Source organism: Cupriavidus sp. 8B, from assembly GCF_054589115.1.
Genome location: NZ_BAAILO010000487.1, coordinates 4,093 through 23,240, shown reverse-complemented (window position 1 = coordinate 23,240; position 19,148 = coordinate 4,093). Strand labels below are relative to the sequence as shown.

The 19,148-nt window shown below is 60.2% G+C and carries 14 protein-coding genes, 2 pseudogenes and 1 riboswitch; of the genes and pseudogenes, 6 read left to right on the top strand and 10 right to left on the bottom strand.

All coding sequences use genetic code 11. The features are described from left to right. The 6 genes and pseudogenes from ACYP5B_RS45215 to ACYP5B_RS45190 all read right to left on the bottom strand — a co-directional run. Positions 1–196 (bottom strand): annotated as a pseudogene (locus ACYP5B_RS45215) (IS3-like element ISAzo10 family transposase); the annotation flags it as partial. Positions 197–437: 241 nt separating this feature from the next. Further along, a complete protein-coding gene (locus ACYP5B_RS45210) occupies positions 438–686 on the bottom strand; it encodes a hypothetical protein (protein WP_459573926.1) in 249 nt (82 codons plus the stop codon). Positions 687–965: 279 nt separating this feature from the next. Beyond that, on the bottom strand, positions 966–2,246 hold the full coding sequence (locus ACYP5B_RS45205) for a nucleotide sugar dehydrogenase (RefSeq protein WP_459573925.1): 1,281 nt from the start codon (positions 2,244–2,246) through the stop codon (positions 966–968). Between the two features lie 18 nt (positions 2,247–2,264). Continuing rightward, positions 2,265–3,050: a WecB/TagA/CpsF family glycosyltransferase gene (locus ACYP5B_RS45200; RefSeq protein ID WP_459573924.1), complete on the bottom strand. Its 786-nt coding sequence runs from the start codon at positions 3,048–3,050 to the stop codon at positions 2,265–2,267. After that, on the bottom strand, positions 3,047–4,222 hold the full coding sequence (locus ACYP5B_RS45195; RefSeq protein ID WP_459573923.1) for a glycosyltransferase family 4 protein: 1,176 nt from the start codon (positions 4,220–4,222) through the stop codon (positions 3,047–3,049). The genes ACYP5B_RS45200 and ACYP5B_RS45195 overlap by 4 nt, the downstream gene beginning before the upstream one ends. Before the next feature lie 63 nt (positions 4,223–4,285). Beyond that, entirely contained in the window at positions 4,286–5,674 is a 1,389-nt protein-coding gene (locus ACYP5B_RS45190) for an undecaprenyl-phosphate glucose phosphotransferase (RefSeq protein ID WP_459573950.1), read from the bottom strand. 1,390 nt (positions 5,675–7,064) lie between these two features. Here ACYP5B_RS45190 and ACYP5B_RS45185 point away from each other — a divergent pair. Then, positions 7,065–7,895 carry a transcriptional regulator gene (locus tag ACYP5B_RS45185; protein WP_459573949.1) on the top strand — a complete coding sequence of 277 codons (831 nt, stop codon included), beginning with the start codon at positions 7,065–7,067 and terminating at the stop codon, positions 7,893–7,895. Between the two features lie 37 nt (positions 7,896–7,932). Here ACYP5B_RS45185 and ACYP5B_RS45180 read toward each other — a convergent pair whose 3' ends face one another. Continuing rightward, on the bottom strand, positions 7,933–9,042 hold the full coding sequence (locus ACYP5B_RS45180) for a helix-turn-helix domain-containing protein (protein ID WP_459573922.1): 1,110 nt from the start codon (positions 9,040–9,042) through the stop codon (positions 7,933–7,935). A 623-nt stretch (positions 9,043–9,665) separates the two neighbouring features. Between ACYP5B_RS45180 and ACYP5B_RS45175 the strand changes: the two genes are divergently transcribed. From ACYP5B_RS45175 to ACYP5B_RS45155, 5 genes are all read left to right on the top strand, one after another. Continuing rightward, positions 9,666–10,442 (top strand): XpsR family transcriptional regulator, encoded by a 777-nt coding sequence (locus tag ACYP5B_RS45175; protein ID WP_459573948.1) that lies wholly within the window; start codon positions 9,666–9,668, stop codon positions 10,440–10,442. Positions 10,443–10,844: 402 nt separating this feature from the next. Further along, complete coding sequence (locus ACYP5B_RS45170; protein WP_459573921.1) at positions 10,845–12,554, top strand: hypothetical protein; 1,710 nt, start codon at positions 10,845–10,847, stop codon at positions 12,552–12,554. A gap of 171 nt (positions 12,555–12,725) precedes the next feature. After that, positions 12,726–13,847: a hypothetical protein gene (locus ACYP5B_RS45165; protein WP_459573920.1), complete on the top strand. Its 1,122-nt coding sequence runs from the start codon at positions 12,726–12,728 to the stop codon at positions 13,845–13,847. A 574-nt stretch (positions 13,848–14,421) separates the two neighbouring features. After that, positions 14,422–15,234, top strand: a complete 813-nt coding sequence (locus ACYP5B_RS45160) for an EAL domain-containing protein (RefSeq protein WP_459573919.1) — start codon at positions 14,422–14,424, stop codon at positions 15,232–15,234. A 123-nt stretch (positions 15,235–15,357) separates the two neighbouring features. Further along, positions 15,358–15,441, top strand: a riboswitch (ZMP/ZTP riboswitch). 21 nt (positions 15,442–15,462) lie between these two features. Next, positions 15,463–16,095, top strand: coding sequence for a LysE family translocator (locus ACYP5B_RS45155; RefSeq protein ID WP_267600508.1), 633 nt, complete (start codon positions 15,463–15,465; stop codon positions 16,093–16,095). Positions 16,096–16,613: 518 nt separating this feature from the next. On the opposite strand, the gene ACYP5B_RS45150 is transcribed toward ACYP5B_RS45155, so the two are convergent. The 3 genes and pseudogenes from ACYP5B_RS45150 to ACYP5B_RS45140 form a co-directional block, all read right to left on the bottom strand. Continuing rightward, complete coding sequence (locus ACYP5B_RS45150; protein ID WP_459573918.1) at positions 16,614–17,483, bottom strand: SHOCT domain-containing protein; 870 nt, start codon at positions 17,481–17,483, stop codon at positions 16,614–16,616. A gap of 130 nt (positions 17,484–17,613) precedes the next feature. Continuing rightward, positions 17,614–18,174 (bottom strand): annotated as a pseudogene (phaP, locus tag ACYP5B_RS45145) (TIGR01841 family phasin); the annotation flags it as partial. 505 nt (positions 18,175–18,679) lie between these two features. Continuing rightward, a partial coding sequence (locus tag ACYP5B_RS45140) for a LysR substrate-binding domain-containing protein (protein WP_459573917.1) occupies positions 18,680–19,148 on the bottom strand: 469 nt, incomplete at its 5' end.

Sequence of the window (19,148 nt, the reverse complement as noted above, 5' to 3'; positions counted from 1 at the left end):
GGCCGCCGTGGTGATCACCGCCTCCAACCGTGCCGCCGCCGTCCATGCCCGCTCGCGAGCGGGCATGGACAACGCATCCGCGCGCCACCGCTCCAGCGTGGCCACCGCCACACCCAATTCTCTTGAAACCAGCACTCTCCGGCGGCAACAACCGCGCCACTGCTCGGTCCTTAAACGCTTGTCCGTATCGAGCCACTTCCATCTCTTATCGCCCGCAGGGTTCAGATTCTATCTGGGCGACCTCTATTCTGACGCGGGGAGGGGGGAGGGGACTCCACCAGGGCAACCAGCCCATTGATTCCGAGGCGGAAATCCACGGCATCGCGGTGCAGGTAGACCTGCAGCTTAGCGTCGAGCCGGAACATGACAGCGGCTCAGTGTTTCGATCATCGCCCTTACCAGCGCGGCATCTCGTCCCGAGCATTCGAGCTCAATGCTCACACCGTTTGGCAACTGCGCCACCAGCCGCGACGGCAATGCAGCGCACGCGCAAGCACTGGCCGGGACATGGTTGGCCGCTCCGGCTCCGCCTGCGGGTCGGCACCGTGAACTTCCACCACCGGAATGAACGCCGCCGGCGCATTCTCGATGACGTCCATCGTGCCAGCAGCGTCTTCCTGTTCCGCCTTGTATTGCTCGATCCAGCGGCGCAACTGGTTCGCGTTCAACCCGGCCTTGATTGCCATGCTGTCCACCGATACCCCCCGGCTGCAGGCAAGCTTCAACCAACCGCCGCTTGTCGCCTTTGGCAAAGCTGCGCTTGCCGTTGGCGCCGACGTTGGTCACCCGCAGCGGCAAGAAATCCAAATCGATCCGGCCCATGAGTTGTGTCCACTAAAATCGGTGGACACAATCCTGCGCCGTCTGGGCTTCCGACGCTATGTAGGCAAATTTCGCGCATGCGATCCTGTCGCCGATCACCCGACTGGCAGGCCGGGAGTTTCCGATGTCAAAAAAGACACATCTTATAGGCGCCAAACTTGGAAGCCCGCTTCCTCGAGTCCATCTTGATCGAAGGTTGCCTTGACATCCATAAAGCAGCCCCCTTTGACTAGCTTGCGCGAAATGTCTTCTAGACCGGTACGCAGAAAGCTTTCATGTGCCACAGCTGCGACTATCGCATCGGCTCTGGGCAGATCATTCCAATGACAGAGTCGTATTCCATATTCGCGCATTGCCTCTTCAGGATCCGCATCGGGGTCGTGAACAAATACTTCAACTCCGTAGGATTTTAGCTCGTTAATAATGTCAATGACTTTGGAATTGCGCAGGTCACTGCAATTTTCCTTGAAAGTCAAGCCCAGGACATTCACCCTCGAACCTTTGACATAACTCCCGCTGGAAATCATATGTTTCACTGTTTGTTCGGCCACAAACTTACCCATGCCGTCATTAATTCTTCGGCCGGCGAGAATTACCTGAGGGTGGTATCCAACCATTTCCGCTTTGTGCGTTAGATAGTACGGGTCCACACCAATACAATGCCCGCCCACAAGACCAGGACGGAATCTGAGGAAATTCCATTTCGTGCCTGCGGCGGTAAGAACTTCGGTCGTATCGATATTGATTTTGTCAAAAATAATCGCCAGCTCATTCATAAGGGCGATATTTAAGTCGCGCTGAGTATTCTCAATGACTTTGCAGGCCTCTGCTACCTTGATGCTCGAACAACGATGCACACCTGGTTCGACAATCATTTCGTACAGCTCGGCCACACGGGTTAGCGTCGCTGGGGTGTCCCCGGCAACAACCTTTATGACCTTTGTAAGAGTGTGTTCGCGATCACCCGGATTTATCCGTTCCGGGGAGTAGCCAACGAAGAAGTCCCTTTTCCACACCTTGCCGGACGTCTCTTCCAATACTGGAACGCAAACTTCCTCAGTGGCTCCCGGATAAACCGTCGACTCAAAGATTACCAAAGCACCGTCCTTGAGGTTCCTACCCGCCGACTCACTCGCGGTTATCAGCGGGTGAAAGTCGGGAATCCGAGCATCATCCACGGGGGTAGGAACTGCAACAATGATGATGTCTGCTTCAGCCAGTCTGGTCGGGTCAGTGGTGTATTCGGCGAGGTGGGCGGAAGTCATCACTTCGTCCGGGATTTCGCGCGATGGATCCTGGCCCTCAGCACACTTCTTTACCTTAATCTCTGAAGTGTCGAAACCAATTGTGCGCACGTATTTGCCAAACTCTACGACGAGGGGCAAGCCAACATAGCCTAAGCCAATGACGGCAACAACAGCCATAGTTCTCTCCGGAAAATATTATCTTACAGTCGTGGCATTCTTGCGGTCTGCCAGTAATTGGAGCGTTGCTCTATATATGTAAAGGCTATTCGTCACCAGATATCGCTTCCAGAGTCGACGTGGTTCGGAGAGTAAGCGGTGCAGCCATTCCATACCGTTCTTCCTCATCCATTCCGGGGCCCGTTTAACTGTCCCAGCGTGGAAGTCAAAGGCTGCGCCCACACCGATCATTACGGAGTGAACCCTCCCTCGATGCGCCGCTAGCCATCGCTCTTGCTTTGGGCAGCCTAAGCCAACGAATACTATGCTCGCACCGCTCTCGTTGATACGCTGTACAGTGGCCTGGTCGTCGGCCTCGGAAACAGGACCGAACGCGGGTGACTCCATGCCTGCGATGCGCAGGCTTGGGTAAATTTTTGAAAGTCGATTTTTGAGCGCTGCAAGCGTTTTTTCGGTGCTTCCATAGAGATATATGGATATATCTTCTTGCGCACAGTGTTGGCAGAGCAGCCTCATTAGATCGGGGCCATTGATTCGCTCTTGTGTTGCGAATCCCAAACGTCTGAGCATCCAAGCAACGGGAGCGCCGTCAGGAGTCGCCATATCGGCGTCTTGCAATACCTTGGCGAATTCAATCTCACGCGTGGCCGTGACCACGGAATGTGCGTTACAAATGCAAACGTAGCGACTTTCCCGCATCCTTGCCCATGTGGATATTTTTTGTATCGCTTCGTCCCATGAAATAGCGTCGATTGGTGTTCCAATTACTTTCCCAATTTTCCGCCGATATTCTTCTGCGCTCATTTGTTTGTCTCTGAAATTGCTTGAGAATATATGCTTATTAATGTTCTGTAGTTCTCATTTGCCGTGTACTTTTTTTCGTATGCTTGGCGAGCATTTGCTCCCATTATTTCCATGGCATCGCGGTTTTGATTCGCCCACAGCACGGCGCGCCTGAGATCTTGGGGGGAGGCAGGATCAAAAAGCAAACCTGTCTTCCCTTCTTCAACAAGGTTTTTGAGTGGACCAAGCCTGCTTGCAATCACCGGAAGGCCACATGCATAAGCTTCAATGAGGGCTCGAGGAAAGCTCTCATATGCCACACTAGGAAGTATGAGTGCGACGGAGCGCGTCATCAGGTCATAGATTTTCGCTGGTGCCTGCTTGCCTAGTAGATCGATCCCAGTAGAATCATTGAATACTGTTTGCATTGGGCCGTCCCCGGCCACCCTCAATGGCGGCATTTCTTGCGGGTCGTTCCACGCTTTAGCTAGGGAAGCAACACCTTTCTCAGGGGAGAGTCGGCCGATATACAGAAATCCATCTCGACTGTTGTTGGTGGGGGGCGGAAGATCGACAAAATTGCCTTTGATTGAAATTTTCTCGGCAGGTAGCCCACCGTTGACGAACAGGTCACGGCAAAATTCATTGAGAGCGATATATCTTGTGACCTTGTTCTTATAGCTACCGATTGCTCGGTGTACACCTAACATTGCCACCAGGGCTGCAGATTGAGTGCGGGAGCCACGATAGCAACCGTGAGCGACGGCACGCCATGGTAACGTTCCTAGGCACTTCTCGCAGGTGCTTCCCCCTTTGTTAAGGGTGCCTTGAGCACACAACAGTCGGAAGTTGTGTAGGGTTTGAATAACGGGAATGCTTTGTGCTTGTGCAGCCCAGTACAAGGAGGGTGAAATCAATGGAAACGTATTATGCGCATGGACGATGTCGGGTTTGAATGAGCTCGTTACACTACGAATGTCATTCGCCGTCTTGCTTGACCATATGGTACTGGCAGCTATCCGTAATTTTGGGGCGCTGCCTATTTCATGATTACTTCGAGAGTAAACCTGGACTTCGTGCCCACGTGAACGGAGAAGGTTTACTTCGTCCTCGAAGACTGAATCTTCACCTCCGCTGAATTGGTATTCGTTATGTACCAGCAGTACACGTGCTAGATCTCCGTTAGCATTCATTTGCGGCTCGTGTGTTTTCACGCTGTTGGTGTGAGTCCGAACGTATTCCAGTATGCGTACGAGTCAATATGCATTCTGCCCAGTCCAACCCTTAAAGGCCGTCCAGAAAATAATCCGCAAATCCATCCAGAACGACCAGTTGCGTATATAGAAGATGTCGTGTTCCACCCGCTTAGCCATCTTGTCCAGCGTGTCGGTTTCGCCGCGATAGCCGTTGATCTGGGCCCAGCCCGTGATCCCGGGCTTGACGCGATGGCGCAGCATGTAGAAGTCGAGCTGTTCCTTGTAGATATTGTTGTGTGCCATGGCATGTGGCCGCGGGCCCACCACACTCATCTCGCCTTTGAGTACGTTGATGAACTGCGGCAGCTCGTCCAGGCTGGTGCGGCGCAGGAAGGCGCCGATGGCGGTGATGCGGCTGTCGCCCTTGGTGGCCTGGGTGACCACCCCGTGCTCATCGTGCGGCTTCATGCTGCGGAATTTGTAGACGTGGATCACGCGGCCGTCCAGGCCCAGGCGTTCTTGCTTGAAGAACACCGGGCCGGGGGAGCTGCGCTTGATCAGCACGGCGATGACCAGGAACAGCGGGGAGAGGGCGGCGAGTACCACGGCGGCAAAGATGCGGTCGAATGCTGCCTTCACCGCGCCCCGCACGCCCAGCGATGGCGGGCGGTTCAGTTCTACCGCGGGCATGCCCATGAAGTCGCCTACCTTGTGGTTGAGCAGGTCGAAGTCCAGCAGGCTGGGCATCCATTTGATGTCGATGAAGTCGTTGCGCAGCGAGTACGCAATGCTCTGCATCTGGCGGGTGGCGCTCATCGGCAGCGTGATCCAGACCTCATCAATCTTGTGTTGCCGCGCGAAGGCGGCAATCTTGGCACTGTCTTCAACGCGCGGCACGCCGGCGGGCGTAGCTTCGTCCGCCGATGTGTAGATGCCCCCAATTTTGTAGCCGGTGCGGGGGTTGGCGGTGGCGCGGCGGTACATCTCCTCGCCTGTGCGGCCGTAGCCAACGATCAGTACGTGCTTGATGTTGACGCCCGTACCGCGGATCAGGCTCAGGATGGCCCGGCTGGCGATGTGCAGCGCCAGCAGGCCGACGATGGACCCGACATACCAGTAGGCGGCCCAAAGGCGAGACAGCGAGACGGCTTGATGGAGAAGGAAGCAGACCAGGATGCTGATGAGCCAGACCAGGGTCCAGCCGGCCAGCATGCGTGTGAAGAGCGAGACGGTGCTGCGGCCGCGCCAGGAGGCGTACAGGTCGAACGCGGGCAGCACGATGAACGCAACGGTGCAGCCGAAGTACTGGATGAACTGGTGGATGGGCGCGCTGGGCGTGGCGTCCGTTGCGAAGCGTAGTTCGGTGGCCAGGTAACCGGCGATCCAGATGACACCTACGTCCAGCAGGCGTGCGGCCAGCGTTAGCTGGTCGTGATGCCTGGCAAACATGTCGCGATAAACTCCCATGATCTTCCCCGAAAGCGTTCGCAATCCACTCGCACGGCTGTGCGACTGAACGATTTATCCCCAATTGGTAAGGGCGGCGTGTCATTGACTACGTCGGCCCGGCCATGCGCGCTGTCTCCGGTGGCATGGCGTTTTTGATCGGACGAAGGAAGTCGGCGCTGGGCTGCATGGTTTGCAGTCGATTCCGTGGCACATGGGTGCGGCTGACCCGTGCGCCCTGCGTCGTCCATGCAGGGACGTTCCGCTGGAATGTCGTCGCTTCGCTTTAAACAGACGCAATAGGCGCCTGTCTGTTCGTCTTTTCGATGGGGCAGATAGTGCGGCGCGGCGACGCCCACCGGTACCCTGCGAGAGAAGGGAACGAGAGGGGATTGTTGGCGCGATGGCGCGGGGTTGCTGGCGAGGTCGCGCAGTGCGCTATGGGCTCGCGCAGAGGAGGGAAGTTCGAAGGTCTGATGGGTGGGGGCGGCGCGCTGATTATTTAATAACGCATCGCGGGTTCATCGCGATCGCCACTCGCTTTTTTTCTAAAGGCATGTGCCTTCTTTTCTTGTATTTTTTATCCCCGCGAAAGGAGGGGGAATTTCTCGATGGATTCTGATATTTAGTAGCGGGCGGTTTCGATCTTACTGGCAGCTTCTCGCGACTTACCGGCGAAGCCAACTCGGGTAGGCCCGTCCAGCGGCCGCGCTTTGTCATCCTGCGCTAGGGCGCGCCGTTGGCCCCTGCGCGTAGTCGCGAAAGCCCAGCGGCGACATCCCGGACTCCCGGCGGAAGACTCGCGTGAAGGTTGACGAATTCCTAACCCGAGGCCCTGGCCGATTTCCGCCACCCCCACAAAGGGGGTAACACGCCGGGTCTGCCGCCTTCTGCTTCGGACAGGCGATGCAGGGCTTTCGGCACTTGGCGAAACGGCTCGCAGGCGGAAGCGGCGGTAAGTGTTTTGGCAGGCGCTTTGGGTGTTGGCATGGATGAGACTGGGATGGCGCGGCGGCGGTTGGCTTAGTGGCAGCCGGATGGCATGCCTGCGAGGCTCACGCGTCACCATGCCGGGCTGTTGGTGTTGCTTACCTGCCAACTGGTGAGCCAATCACCGGGCCAATCGCCGGAAAGTGAGACGCACGGTCAAGAGGCACGGGGGAGTGCCGTTAATCTTGGCCGCTAGAGACAGTTGCCTATAAGGCGTGCGCGGAGGGGTGATCCTTGGAAACCCTTTTACCTGGTCCAGCAGAGACGGGGAAACCGACGCAACCGGGGCAATGCCGGCAGCGATCCGGTGTCTTGCAGGGTCAATAGGCGCACGACGGGAATGACGGGGATGTTTGGTATGGCTAATTTGTCTGATTTGTATGAAATGTCTGGTATGTCTGATATGTCTGGAGCGACGGAACAGGGCCGGGGCGCTCTGAGCCGTGAGCAGCTGGATGCTTACTTTGCTTCCTACGTGGGCATGGAGGGGGGCAGTCCGGCCGGCGCGGTCTGGTTCTGCGACAGCATGCCGACGACGGATGGCACGCCGCTGCCTTCGCAGCTTGAGCCGGTGCGCGAGGTACCGGCGTGGGATGCGGATTTCAGGCTGCGGCATCTGCGCGAGATGGGTAAATGGCAAACGCACCAGCGCATCGCGCGCATCATGGCGGCGGCACGGGAAATGGTGCTGTTCGGTCGCGACGATAGCGGCGATTGGCAGCGTTACCTTTCGCAATATCTTTATCGGCCGCGCGGGTGGGATTTCAAGCTCAGCTTGTTCCCCTTGGCGATCCGATCGGAGAACGGGCTGCCGTGGACCCAGTTGCACGGCAACCAGCCGGAGCTGAATCCCAAAGCCAAATACCTCACGCTGTGCCGCAATGGTGCCCGGTTCCGCTTTATCGCCCAGTTGCGCCGGCGCGAGCGGCCCAAGGTGGTGGTTTGCCTTGGCGAGCGCTTCGAGGCGGATTACCTCCACGCCTTCGACATGCGGGGGGTGCCCTTTACCACGCACACGTTACAGCCTGCCGATCAGGCGAGGAAACTGCGCGTTTATGTCAGCGAAGGGACAAACCTGATTATTTGCCCCGCGGTGGCGGGGGCTGCCGGACTAGCTTCCGATGTGCTCCTGAACGCCATGGGACGGTTTATCAGCCAATGGCTGACCCTGGCCGACTTTCAGGTAAGGCCGCACGAGGCAGCGCTTTGCGAGGCCGAGTACTACCCGGCCTGAGAGGGCGATGCGGTGGCCGTTGCCGCCGGCGCGCAGCTCAGCACTGTTGCCGACACAGCCATTGCCGGAAGTCATCGCCTTGCACGGCGTAGACGGCTTGCCTGAATTCGCTGATCTGGGGGCTGGTGGCATAGGCGCGCAGGTCGCTTGGCGACATGCCCAGGGCTCGACGGAACGCGCGTGTGAAGTCTGAGGCACTTTTAAAGCCCAGCCCGTAGGCGATGTTGCTGATCGGCACGCAGGGGAACTTCACCAGGTCGGCGGCGGCGGCCCGCAGCCGGCTCTTGCGGATATAGGCCTGCACGCCACCTTCCTGCTCGAACAATCGGTATAGGGTAGGGCGGGAGATCTCCATCCTGGCGAGCAGCTTGTCGGGGGACAGCTCCGCCGCGCCAGGGTCGGCATCGATCAGCCGGCGCGCCCGGGCCAGCATGGCGCTGCGCGCGGCGGCGCGGGCGCCTTCCTCCAAATGCGCGCCTTTGCGAAAGGCGGCGGTGAGCAGTTGCACGCTTGCGTGCATGGCCTCCACAGCCGCTTGCGGCGCCATGTCGGGGATCTCGCGGCTCAGCGCCGTCAGGTGCGCCACCGCCAGCCTGGTCAACGGTGTGTTGGTTTCTGCGATGCGCCCGTGCGCGGCCTCGGCGCCGAGAAAGATGGAGTCCATCATCGGGCGCGGCACGAAGATCGAGAGCGCGCGCACGGTACCCCGGTGCATGTGGATGGGCTGCCCATGGTCCGTGAGAAGGATGCCGCCTTGTTGCGGCATCGGGTTGCGCCGCATGCCCTCGACCACGCCGGCGTTGCCCTCGACGAAAACCTGGAGCGCATAGTGCCGCATGGTGTCCGTGGAGATGCGCGCGAGGTTGCGCTCCATGGAGAGGCCATCGCAGCGGCAGTCCGTGAAGAGCATGTCCTCGACCAGGTAGCGGTCGATGGCGGCCTGGAACGGGGCTGCCAGGGCGTCCCGGGTGAGGTTGACGTCCATGACATGCCCGACACGTTGGCGCCAGGCAAGGATCTGGCCCACGGAAGCGTCACGTGGTCCGTCGCCGCCTACCTGGAAATAGGTATGGGGCAGGCGCGCGTCCGGGGGCGCGGGCTGTGGTTCCGATCGGATCGGTGGAATGGCGATGGGAGGCTCGGTCATGGGCGTGGGCTCCCCGGTGCTGCATAGACCCGGCAAAACGCCGGCTCATCGGCATCACTCTATCGAAAATCCGAGATTCTTGCAGGCAAAGTTGTGCCTATCCCACGCCCGTGCTGGCTTGCCCCCCGCCCGATTGTGCGGTGCCGCGCAAGGTGTCGTTACCCTGCGTAAGAAGGGAAAGAAGAACGCCTCTAATCCCTCCAAAGGGGGGCGCATTCCAATCAAATCTCGCGCAAAATCTCGCACCGCCTAGTTATTGTTTCGCGCAAACGAGATCAGGCTTTTTGGGGGCGGTGGCCGGAGCGTCGCGGGTCTGAGGACATACGTTCCGGTGAGCGTTTTCCCAAAGGGAAAAGCACTGATCCAGATTGGTTGTAGGCAGGTCAAATCCGTCGGAGCCAGGCATGGGTTTTAAGCCGCCGGCATCCGATACGAAGCAGGTGGGAAGCGCGGAAACGCGGGAAGCTTTTACCTTTGCATTCCCCGTCAGCGGGTTGTCTCCATCGTTCTATTAGAGATTTGCCGATGCATTCGAGGCGTCTCGCGGCCCGTCACGTCGTATAGGTATGTATTGCCTCAGCGCGTGGGCATCTTTAATTCCACCAAGCGGTAGGGGCATGGAAATAGAACAGAAGACAGTATTCTCACGTGAGCAGCTGGACGCGTACTTCGCGTCTTACGTTGGTATGGAAGGGGGAAATCCGGCGGCGGCTGTGTGGTTTTGCGACAGCACGCCGCATCCGTGGGTTGAGTCGCTGGTAGCGCCACTGGAGCCGCGCACCCAACCGGGGGCTTGGGATAGCGCATACCGCGAGCGGCATCGCGAGAGCATGGAGCGCTGGCAGTCGCATCAGAAGATCGCCCGGATCATGGCGGCGGCGCGCGCGCAGACATTTGAGTGCTCGCAAAGCGAGTGCGACTGGAAGCATTACTTCGACCAGCATCTCTATGCGCCGGGGGGCGCGGAGTTCAAGCTCAGCCTGTTTCCGTTGCCGGCGCACCTGATTGGCCAGACGCCTTGGTCCAGGGCGTTTCGCGGGCAACCGGCCCTGGTGCCCAAGCAGCGGTACCTGGATCTGTGCCGCAATGGCAACCGCTTCCGCTTTATCGAAGACATTCGCCGGGAATGGAAGCCCAAGGTGGTGGTATGCCTGGGCGAGCGGCATGTCTCGGACTTCGTATTGGCGTTTGGGCTTAAGCAGGCCCGGGTGGGGGATTTCATTCTGCAGCCGGCTGATCTTGCCAAGACGCTGCGCGTGCTGGAGCACGATGGCACGACCTGGATCATGTGCCCTGCGCTGGCGGGCGCTTCCGGGCTGACCTCCGATGTGTTGCTCGAAGCCATGGGCCGATATGTGGCGCGCTGGCTGGTGCCGGAGGATTTCCCGATTCAGCACTAAGCGCGAAGCGGCGCGCTCGCCGGCATCGTTGCACTCGTCCTGACAACCGGAGAATTTGCGCGCGGCAGCGATGCCGTTGCGTCTCTCGCGGCGGTGGGTGTTACGTCCTGACATGCAAGTCTGCGCTTTCCCCCTCCTAGTAGGGGTGACACGGTTGTGGAGATTGTTTATCTAGTGAAGCTGGCAAAAGGCAGTGGCAATGTAGTGCTGCCGATTCCGATTGCAAGAGCCAGCAAAAGGTATCCATGAGATGCGCCGAGCCGGGGCGGTGAAGGGCACCACAGGCGGTGCGCTGCCCAGGCATGGTCAGGATCCATAGACGACCTAGTGACCCATTGACCTATCGACCCATCGACGCATTGACGCATCGACGCATTGACGTATCAATCAGGAGTGAGAAGCGTGCAAACCAATATCAGGAATATCTTTACCCTCGGCCTCATGGCTTCCGCAGCAGCGGCACTCGTGGCTTGCGGGGGAGGCTCGGACTCGACGCCGACCCCGTCGCCATCGGTCACCGTGCAAGGCAAGGCCGTCGACTTCTACCTGTCACAGGCTACGGTGACGTTCCTCGATTGCAGCAACAAGACCGCTACAACCTCCGCGACCGGGGATTTCACATTCCCGGATGGCTGCACCACCAGCGCGCTCAAGGTGACCGGCGGTACCGACATCGGTACCAACCAGCCGTTCACCGGCGTGCTGCAAGCGCCGGCCGTCACCTACAAGGCCGGCGTGACCCCGATGATCACGCCGCTGACGACGCTGGTTGCACAGTTGGGCGCAGCGCAAGCCGCGGCGCTGGCGACCAAGCTTGGCCTGCAAGGCAAGGACCTGACCACGCTGGACCCGATGCAGGATGCTGCGGTGCTCAAGGCAGCCGTGGTGGTGCAGCAACTGGTGGACCAGGTCACCAAGACGCTGGCAGGCTTGTCGAAGGCCACGGGCGGCACGTTGACGACGGAAGCTGCTGCGGCGGCGGCCGCCAATGCCGTGGCTAACGCGGTGAACAACGCTTCCGGTACCGCGGACCTGACCAGCAGCACGCTGGTCACGGCGGTGGTCTCTTCGTCGGTACAGAACGCCAAGGCGGGTTTCCCGGCCAGCGTTCAGTCCAGCATTGCCGCGGTGGCCGCTAACGTGGCCGCGCTGTCCGGCCCGGTTGTGGCCAACCAGGTGTCGAACGTGAGCACCGCACTGGGCACGATCGTGCTGGGCGCGAGCCCGGCCGCCACGCTGGCCACCTTGCAGCAAGCCGGCTCGGTCAATGCGGTGACCGACAGCGCCAAGTCCACGGCCAGCAGTGCGCTGGTGGCGGCGGTGACGCCGGCCGCGCTGGCTGACTCGACGCAGACTACCAAGCTGGCCGCGCTTGGCGGTGCCGTGGCTACCGGCAACACCACTGCGATCCAGACCGCTGCCAGTGACTTGGGTGGCAGCGTCAACAGCGGCGCCATCACCGATGTGGCCAACAGCGTCAAGCCGACCAACTTCATCCAGCTGGCCAGCATGACCATCAACGGCCAGCAGTTCCCGGTGAGCAGCGCCGTGACGGTGACGGGCGGTACGCTGAGCTCCATCAAGGTGGCGGTCTCGCAAAACGGCGATGCATTTGCCGGCGGAGCAACGGAAGTACGTGCCGGCCTGAGCTACACGTACAACGGCAACAAGGTCGACGTCATCATCGAGAAGGTTGCGCTCACCTTCAACGGCAGCGGCGCGCTGACCGCTGCGCAGGTGCCGGTCAACACGCCCTACTCGTTCCGCATCGGTGGCGGCAGCATCACGGCTAGCGTGGGCCTGACCAACGCGACTGCCGACAACCTGTTCGACAGCGCCAACGGCGGCTCGCTGAACCTGCCTTTCACGGTCTTCCTGACCAAGCTGCAGAGCGCGGGCGCGCTGAGCGCGACGCAGATCGCCGCGCTCACGCCCAAGTCGACCAGCACCTTCCCCGTGACGTTTGCGGTGGCGGGCCAGGGTGGCAAGGCAGTGAGCGTTGCTACGCTGGTGAGCAGCAGCCCGCAGAAGACGCTGGCGCAGACGGTGCAGACCGCCACGGCAACGGTTAGCGGCAACGGCATCACGACCTCGGTCACGCTGAACCCCTGATCGGTGCGCAGTGAAGTCCTTCCCTTGGTCAGGGAAGGGCCAGCCCGGTCATCCGTCATGTGCGCCATCTGGCGCTTGTGGCGGGTGACCGGCTTTTTTGTGTGCAGTTGGCCGGACCAAGAACCGGCTGACGCCGTGGATGAGGTCCGCCCCCGGCCTCGGAGTCTCCCTATGCTGTTGTATCGCACGCGCCGGCTTGGCAATGCCGGTGCCTTGATGCTGGGCTTGTCGTGCGTCGGCGTTGCCAATGCGGCCCCCGACGATGTGTTCCTGCAGGCTGAGCCCACTACGGGCGAGTTCACGTCATTTCGCGTGGAGGCCAGCTATGACATGGTCAACAAGACCGTGGATGTCTTTAACCTGCGAGAGAGCCAGGGCGCCGTGCCAGATAACGCCGGCGACTATCGTGGCGGCAAGCTGATGCTCGGCTACAAGTTCTCGCCGAAATGGTCGGGGTCGGCCACGTACTGGCGCCGCGGCATCGACTATGGGCAGGACAACAACCAGATCGATAGCTGGATGCTGGCTTTGCACTATGACCCGCTGGCCGAGCCCGGCGCGCGGGACCGCATCATGGTGCGCTTCTCCCTTTGGGGCGACCGCGCCGGCAGCCTGACGCGCTCGTCCGCGCTCAAGGTCCGCAATGCCACGTTCAACAGCGTCACGGTCAACGACGCCAACGATATCCAGGGCCAGGCCGATGTGATTTTTTCTGGCGACCTGACCGAGCGCAACAAGCTGACCGGGTTTTTGGGCCTTGGCGTGAGCCGCGTGACGATCGGCAGCATCAACACGCGGCTGCAGCAGGGCGGGTGCAGTTTCAATGTGAACATTGGCTCGGACAACGTTGCCAGCGGCAACCTGGCCGCGCCTTGCCGTGTTGGCAACACCAACCTGCAGTCGGCGTCCTTTTCAACGGACGCTAGCCAGTACGGCCTCAATATCAATGACGATTTCAATTACACGGCTGGCTTCCTGAACCTGGGCGGCTCGTGGCGCTGGAAGTACGAGAGCTTCAGCGCGCGGCTGGGCTACCAGTTCCAGTACCTGTTGCGCAGCAACGTCGACAGCCGCGCGAGCGCATACGGCTATTCCCCCATCAAGTCAAACCATACGCTGGGGATGGAGCTGTCGTATGCGGTGGTGAAGAATGTCGAGGTGTTCCTGCGTGGGCAGGCATCGCTGTACAACTTCGTCGGCACGATCCCGTTTCTCTATAACGCCGCTACGGCGGGCAAGCTTGATCGCTATTACGGCTATGGCTCGATCGGCATTCGCTTCTCGGGATTTTAAGGCAGGGATTGGGGTATTGCGGGCTTGGGCGGGAGGTTGCGCATGGATCCAGGCGCGAGACGCCCTGGCAATAAAAAAAGAGGGTGTAGGCGCAGGGTGCTCCTACACCCCCTGAACGATTCAGCAAGGGGTCAGTCTTGCTGTGATGGATTGTCTTACGGCTTGTATGACGTCAGTACCCCGCCTTGGTGGGTGGTCCTCCTTAGGAGGGGAACCTGAATGCTCCATGGCCAGGCGGGCACTGAAAGAATAGGGTTGTGCCTGCATAAGTGCGCGCCGGCCTTGGCGTGGGCCACCGCTCTGGGTTTGCAGTCGTTTGAATTTGCCCTTAGCGGAGCCAAGAGAATTGCCGGGCGGTATGGCGTTGTCGCGGTGTGGCGTGTGCTCGCGCGAGATTCAGGTGATGCGTGCGCATGTCATACCCGACCGTCCGAATGCCTTCCAGGAGCTTAGATTGCAATACGCGTTATTCAGTGGCAGGGCGTCTCCCCCCGCAAGGGCCCCATATCCGATCTGGGCCAGCGCCGAGCCCGTCAGCGGGCTGCCCGGTCCGACGGCCGGGTTGCGCCAGAGGATGGCATGGCCTTCGGACTGGCACGAGGGAGCGGATGTCACGGAGCGCGGCCTGGACCACGAGGCGCTGCTCGCGCTTTCCCGGGTGGACCTCATCGGTGCGATCGAATTCGGGCATATCTACCCGGTGTTCCAACCGCAGATCAGCGCGCAGCACGGCGGCATCGTGGGGCTTGAGGTGCTGGCGCGCTGGTCCGACAAAGGGCGGCACCACGCACCGGATGCCTTTGTCGGCAGCATCACCAGCCATGGGGTGGAGACCATTCTGCTGGACCATTTCCTTGGCGCATGCGGCCGGGTGCAGATGCGCTTTCCGCAATATGCGGGCCGGTTCTCCCTGAACGTCAACCCGAAGACCGCGGCTGCGGCCGGCTTTGTCCAGGGATTTGTGCGCGCAAGCATTGCCCACGGGCTGGATGTTGCCCGCTTGGTGCTGGAGCTGACCGAGCAGACCCGCATTTCCCGCGACAGCGAGGCGCGCCTGCTGGAAAACCTCAGCGCGCTTTCCGCGCGCGGCATGGTGATCTCCCAGGACGATTTCGGCTCGGGGTATGCCTCGCTGCAAGCCCTTGGCCTGCTGCCGTTCAAGCAGGTCAAGGTGGACAAGATCCTGCTGCACCGCGCGCGCCATGCCGAGCGCGCCCGGCGGCTGTTCGCCTCCTCGATGGAGCTGGCGCGTTCGCTGGAGCTGCAGACGGTGGCCGAAGGCGTGGAGAGTCCGGACGACGTGGCGCTGGCAAGGTCGCTCGGCGCGGATCTGCTGCAGGGGTATGCGATCTCGCATCCGATGCCGATCGAGCGGCTGGTGCTGTAGAGGTCGTTTTAACGGAAAACGGAAAACTGAAGCGAGGCGTGCTCTGTCATGTTCGCCGGTTGTCTGTAAGCGCACAACCACGGCTCCTCCGATCCTAAAGCATTTTCTCCTGTGCTATAGTTTCTGCACTCATGTGACTGGCGCATACAGATAGAGCACTATCGGGGAGCGTGAGATTGCTAGCCGCCGCGCGCCTGGGCATTACCTACTATCCATTGGAGATGGGTTATGCCTGATTTCGCACATTTGCTCATGTTCGCTCTTGTGGCGTTGGGAATGGTTCTAACGCCGGGGCCGAACATGATTTATCTGATTTCCCGCTCAATTTGCCAAGGTAGACGCGCAGGCCTCATTTCGTTGGGAGGCGTTGCACTGGGCTTTGTGTTCTATATGCTCTGTGCGGCATTCGGAATTACGGCTTTCGTATTTGCGGTACCTTACGCATACGACACGCTTCGCTTTGGCGGCGCTTTGTACCTTCTCTATCTTGCCTGGCAAGCGGTCAAGCCGGGCGGACGGTCCGCGTTCGCAGTGCGCGACCTACCGGTCGATACCCCAAGGAAGCTCTTTAGCATGGGGTTTATCACTAACCTGGCGAATCCCAAGATCGCCGTCATGTACCTGTCTCTGCTTCCCCAATTTATTACGGCAGGACACGGCAGTGTGCTTACCCAATCGCTGGCGCTCGGCAGCGTTCAGATTTCGATCAGCCTCGCTGTGAATGCACTGATCGTCGTGACGGCCGGATCGATATCTACCTTCCTGTCAGGACGCCCGCAGTGGCTATTGGTGCAGCGCTGGTTGATGGGAAGCGTTCTGACAGGTCTGGCGGTGCGGATGGCATACGAATCCAAGAAATAGCGACACCTTGCCGATACATCGGCGAAGGTGAGGGTGCCGCGTTCGTCGATTCGGCAATGCGGAGGTGAACATGGCGCCTGTACTTGGCAATGGTCAGCGATCCAGGCCTTAGGCGCGAATGTCCCAAACTGGCCGACAACGGCCAAATGAGGGGAGGGGCCAGTCGGCGCTTCCCTACCCACTCCGGTCACTCCACATTTGAAACTGAACGCCACGAAGCGGACACTGCAACCGCAAATTGGGGCCCGACGAGACAACCACTTTTACGGCACAAAGCCGGCCCCTCTTCGAGGTGAAACGATCAAACGACTGCACCAAGTTGGTTGGTCGGACGGGTTACGGTGTCCGTGACAAAGACAAAAGCGCTCACGGCCGGCAGTCTTCTATCGGCCGCCTGGGCGGTTACGCAGTGTACCCCCGCCCTGAGTACCACCAAGTGGAGAGGGGACGGGGGAGAGGTGTGGGGTTTCAGCCAAGTAAAAATCGTGCCCCGATTGCGGTGCGCGATGACGGGACGCTCACAAACGGCTCAGCAGCTCCGCCTTCTTGGCGGCGAACTCCTCATCGCTGAGAATCCCCTTCTCGTGCAGTTTGGCGAGCTTCTCTATGCTGGCGAACACGTCTGCCTCGCGGGCAACCGACTGAGTGCTGACGGGCTCCTCCTGCACCGGCGGCGACGCCGGCTGCGGAAACCCAGCGACCGAGACAACCGGCAGGCTGGCGACAGCAACCAGGCCGTGCTGGCTCGCGAATGTGAGGGACGCGCCGCGGGACTGCTGCTGTGAGAAGCCGCTGATCTGGTGATCGAGCGTATCGTAAACAGTCACCTTGCCGTTCACTTCGATCGCCAGGCGCCGGGGCTGTGCGAAGTAGGCATAGCGGACGTCGTTCTGCGCGCCGGTGCCGTTGGGCCGCCCCAGATCAGCGGGCCACCAGTCGCCAGAGGTGCCGGGGGCGGGCGGAACAAACAGACTCACCGGTCCGACCGGTCCGGCTGCAGTCTGCTGCTGGTTGCTGCCACCGTAACCAGCGCTCTGCTGTTGTTGCTGGCCGCCGCCGTAGTTGGCCTGCTGCTGGGTACCCTGGCTCTGCGACTGGAAGCTGCCGCTGCGAATAAGGTCGGGCTGGTTTGCCATCAGGCGGGAAAGCTCGGAACAGAGCCCATCGACCCGGCCTTTCAGGTAGTTGTTGAGCATGTCGGAGACCATGGTCATTCCCCCCTGCATCCACTGGCCGGAGCCACCAAATTCGGGGTGGTTGAACTGGGCCATGCTGCCATTACCGCGAATCACAGACTCCAGCATGCTCATCACGGCATCCGTGGTGAACCCATGTCGCTGGGCTACTTCTTTGATCAATTGCTGGCCGGCGGGGGTGAGTTCTCGCATGGTGATCCTCGTTCATTGAACCAGCAGCACTGGCCGGCTGGAAGCGCAGCCAACTCCACCGGCACAGCGCGGTGCCGTCTAGAGGTGCGCCAGTCGGGCGGGCCGTCCAGCCTACCCGACAATCATACGACTTGGCGGCAGCCGATGCGCATTCGGTCGCCCGGTGCGTCGCCCTCGATGCGGCGACCGCCGCGGCCTCAACGTTGCTTTCGGCCGCCTGTACCGCTTGCTGGTAGCTCTTCTGGACTGTTTCGGCCAGCGCGCTGCCGGCGCTGAGGGCGGATTTCCACGCGGCGATCGCGGCTTCGGAGCCGGCCGGCGCGCTCTTCGCGACGTCCTCGACCAGCGTCTCAACACGCTTGTTATAGGCTTCGCCCTGCGCCTGTGCGAACTGTGCGGATTCCGCCTGCACACCCGATACAATATCAAACGCCTGACGATTGTATGACGTGATCCGCTCCGGAACCGCTGCAGTGAGTGTTTGCCGTTGCGCGATCCACTCGCCCGGGTCCTTCGTGGACAGTCCCTTCAGCACGTTCTCCTGCGTTTCGGTGAGCGTCGCACGCAACACTTGCAGGTTCAACTGGGCCAGCTTTTCAAGGCCTTCGACAACCTTATTCGTCAGACTGAAAAAGGTCTCGAGGGTCGGCTTTTGCGTCGCGGCAAATTGCTCGGGCACCAACTGACTCATGATCGAGCTCCTCCAGTAGGGCGACACCGCCGCAGGCCGACTCGGCGCGCGGCCGGCACGCATGTTGGAAGCGACAATGCGAGGTGCAAGCTCACAGGGGCGGCCACGAGCGGCACGGTGTCAACCGCGCGCATGCCAACACCGTCAAAGTGGATGGTGCAACGCTTTGAGCATGGACGAGGAATGGGCGGGATTCGTGAATTTTCGCCAAAGACGGCTTAAGCTGTTGATCGAAAAGAAGATTCCGTGCTTTCTCGTTGACGCGCTCATCGAACACTACATCGCAAAGTCGAGCCCCACGGGCCGCGCACTGCTGATCGTCCCAAATCGACCCAATTCTGACCTTCGGCCTGGCGACGCATCTAGGACCGCTTCCAAGGTGCAACGGCCATTCATGTTTTCGAGCTAGTCGGCAAGTACTCGGCCGAAGCGGAAAGTGCGAATGCTCAATGAAGTCCGCCGTCCTCGTGCAAATGCTCCAAAGCCAATCATCGAATGCTCGCGATCAGCATGGGCTGGAGTTCGATTGAATTCCATCGCCCTCCGCAAGCCGGTGAAGATGATCTGCGAGCGTGCGCGCACTGGATGACGTGTATTTCTGCGACCTCGAGCAGATAACGAACTGACGGTTAGCCCAGTCATTCTTCAAGGGTACGAGTGTCAATCCAAGCGCCTTCGCAGTTGGCCCTACGGCTTCTCTCGGGCTAATCGCAATACCGAGGCCGGCGGCCACGATTCGACAAGCACTATCGAAGGTGGATGCCTCGATGCGAGAGGCCATGGGCTTGCCCGCGAGTGCCGCGTGCTGACGCAACATGATCTCCATCATGCTCCCGGGCGACACACTGACGCTTTCATACTCCAGAGTGTCCTCGAAGTACAACGCGTCGTGTGTCGCTAGGGGATGCGACGGGTGGAGAACGACGCAAGGATGATCGCTCCGGTACGTCGCTGTTTCCAGGCCTGACAAGTCT

Excerpts from the sequence above, each read along its gene's own strand:
- ACYP5B_RS45185 (WP_459573949.1), top strand. The coding sequence starts at position 7,065 with ATGTCTGGAGCGACGGAACAGGGCCGGGGCGCTCTGAGCCGTGAGCAG.
- ACYP5B_RS45195 (WP_459573923.1), bottom strand. The coding sequence starts at position 4,222 with ATGAATGCTAACGGAGATCTAGCACGTGTACTGCTGGTACATAACGAA.
- ACYP5B_RS45180 (WP_459573922.1), bottom strand. The coding sequence starts at position 9,042 with ATGACCGAGCCTCCCATCGCCATTCCACCGATCCGATCGGAACCACAG.
- ACYP5B_RS45165 (WP_459573920.1), top strand. The coding sequence starts at position 12,726 with ATGCTGTTGTATCGCACGCGCCGGCTTGGCAATGCCGGTGCCTTGATG.
- ACYP5B_RS45210 (WP_459573926.1), bottom strand. The coding sequence starts at position 686 with ATGGCAATCAAGGCCGGGTTGAACGCGAACCAGTTGCGCCGCTGGATC.
- ACYP5B_RS45205 (WP_459573925.1), bottom strand. The coding sequence starts at position 2,246 with ATGGCTGTTGTTGCCGTCATTGGCTTAGGCTATGTTGGCTTGCCCCTC.
- ACYP5B_RS45150 (WP_459573918.1), bottom strand. The coding sequence starts at position 17,483 with ATGCGAGAACTCACCCCCGCCGGCCAGCAATTGATCAAAGAAGTAGCC.
- ACYP5B_RS45200 (WP_459573924.1), bottom strand. The coding sequence starts at position 3,050 with ATGAGCGCAGAAGAATATCGGCGGAAAATTGGGAAAGTAATTGGAACA.
- ACYP5B_RS45190 (WP_459573950.1), bottom strand. The coding sequence starts at position 5,674 with ATGTTTGCCAGGCATCACGACCAGCTAACGCTGGCCGCACGCCTGCTG.
- ACYP5B_RS45160 (WP_459573919.1), top strand. The coding sequence starts at position 14,422 with ATGGCATGGCCTTCGGACTGGCACGAGGGAGCGGATGTCACGGAGCGC.
- ACYP5B_RS45155 (WP_267600508.1), top strand. The coding sequence starts at position 15,463 with ATGCCTGATTTCGCACATTTGCTCATGTTCGCTCTTGTGGCGTTGGGA.